The sequence below is a fragment of the Affinirhizobium straminoryzae genome, assembly GCF_007004135.1.
GTDB lineage: Bacteria > Pseudomonadota > Alphaproteobacteria > Rhizobiales > Rhizobiaceae > Neorhizobium > Neorhizobium straminoryzae.
Window position 1 is genome coordinate 1 of record NZ_VJMG01000131.1, and the last position, 1,819, is coordinate 1,819.

The window sequence follows — 1,819 nt, forward strand, 5'->3', positions numbered from 1 at the left end:
GGACGTCGAGTTCGGCGTCCACGAAGAATCGCTGGCCAAGCACCGATTCCTCCTTCAGCACGCCATGGCGCGCATAAAAGGCGCAGTTCTTCAGGGTAATCGTGTAGATGCTCACGCCTCATTCTCCTTGTGGCCGCCGCCATGATCTGCCGCCAGCACCGCATCGGCCAAGCGCAGGGCATCCCGGTTCGCCGCCACGTTATGCACCCGGAAGATCGATGCGCCGGAAAGACGCAGCAGCGTGGTGGTCGCCGCCGTTGCCACATCACGGTCTGATGCCTGTTCGCGTCCGGTCACAGCCCCGATGAAACGCTTGCGCGAGGTGCCGACCAGCCAGGGAAAGCCGATATCCCGCAGCTCGTGAAAGCGCGCCATCAGCGAAAAATCCTCGTCGCGGTCCTTGGCAAAACCGAATCCGGGATCGAGAACGATTGCCTCGCGACGGATCCCGGCGTCAGCCGCCATGTCCAGTTGTCGCGCAAGGAAGATCCGCTGATCGGCCACCACGTCGGCCACCTTGTCCGTCTCGCGCCCGCGTCCGGTATGCATCAGGACCAGGCCCGCACCCGTCTGCGCCACCACGCGGGCCATATCCCGGTCATGGCTGAGGCCATAGACGTCGTTGACGATATGGGCTCCGGCGGCCACGGCGAGACGCGCCGTCTCAGCCCTGTAGGTATCGACCGAAATCAGCGCGTCCGTGCGACCGGCCAGCGCGGCAATCACCGGTAGGATGCGTGCCTGTTCCTCGGCGGGCGAAACCGGCGCGGCCCCCGGTCGCGTCGATTCGCCACCGATATCGAGAATCGTCGCGCCTTCGGCGACGCAGGCAAGCGCCTGGGCCACGGCAGCGTCGACCGAGAAATGCAGCCCGCCATCGGAAAAGGAGTCCGGCGTCACGTTGATGATCGCCATCAGATGGCCGCTGCCGCCAAGCGCGAGCGTGCGTCCACCGCCAACCTGCCAGATGCTGTTGCCGGGAAATGTCACGTCGGCTGCGATCCTCATCTCTCACCAGGAAATTTGCAAACGTCTGTTGCGGTGGTAAGCGCTATGCCCCAAGCTCTGACCAAACTCAATCACACAGGCACCAGAATGTCCGCAGCGCTTGCTCGCAGTCCCCTTGTTCCGGCATTGCTGCTTCTGCTCACTTCGGCCTGCCCCACCCTTGCCGATCCCGCCATCATCAAGACCTACAGCTATTTCAACATTTCCGGGCGCACCTCCGAGGATCTGGATGCGGAACTTGCCAGGCGCGGCCCGCAGACGGGTGCCGCAGGCTTTCGCCATCCGGGGGCAACGGAAATCAGGTTCGGCGGCGACATCACCTACCACGAGAGCGAGGGCCACTGCGCCGTCGGCGATGTCAATGTGACACTGCGAACCAAGATCATCCTGCCGCGCTGGAAGAACCGAAGGCGGGCCGAGCCAGGGCTTGCGCTCATCTGGGACACGCTGTCGGCCGATATCAAGCGCCACGAGGAACGGCATGCGGAAATTGCCCGCCAGCATGCCCGCGACCTGGAAAAGGCGCTTCTGGCGCTGCCCCCGGCCAACAACTGCGCCGTACTGGAAAGGCAGGTCGGCACCATCAGCCGGCGTATCATCGACGAGCACGACCGCGACCAGTTGCGCTTCGACATGGTCGAAGCCAGGAACTTCGAGGACCGCATGATGCGCCTGCTGAAGTATCGCAGCGCCGGTGCCCCCTGAAAGGCGCGGTTCGGGCTCTGTCGCTCCGGCCAGCCCTTTGCAACCTCCGGCGGCCCGGACGTCCAGAAAGTGGCCGATTCGGAAGATTGCGCGAAACTTGCGCAAC

Annotated in this window: 3 protein-coding genes; 1 reads left to right on the forward strand and 2 read right to left on the reverse strand. The window is 64.0% G+C overall.

Annotated elements, in window-relative coordinates:
- A partial coding sequence (locus FNA46_RS25790) for a dihydroneopterin aldolase (RefSeq protein ID WP_342782442.1) occupies positions 1–115 on the reverse strand: 115 nt, incomplete at its 3' end.
- Positions 112–990 carry a dihydropteroate synthase gene (gene folP / locus FNA46_RS25795; protein ID WP_246103395.1) on the reverse strand — a complete coding sequence of 293 codons (879 nt, stop codon included), beginning with the start codon at positions 988–990 and terminating at the stop codon, positions 112–114. The genes FNA46_RS25790 and folP, both read right to left, overlap by 4 nt.
- A gap of 105 nt (positions 991–1,095) precedes the next feature.
- Between folP and FNA46_RS25800 the strand changes: the two genes are divergently transcribed.
- Positions 1,096–1,713, forward strand: coding sequence for a DUF922 domain-containing Zn-dependent protease (locus tag FNA46_RS25800; RefSeq protein WP_244618090.1), 618 nt, complete (start codon positions 1,096–1,098; stop codon positions 1,711–1,713).
- Positions 1,714–1,819 lie beyond the last annotated feature (106 nt).

What these genes read in the sequence shown, in the direction of transcription:
- FNA46_RS25800 (WP_244618090.1), top strand. Translation starts at nt 1,096, where the DNA reads ATGTCCGCAGCGCTTGCTCGCAGTCCCCTTGTTCCGGCATTGCTGCTT.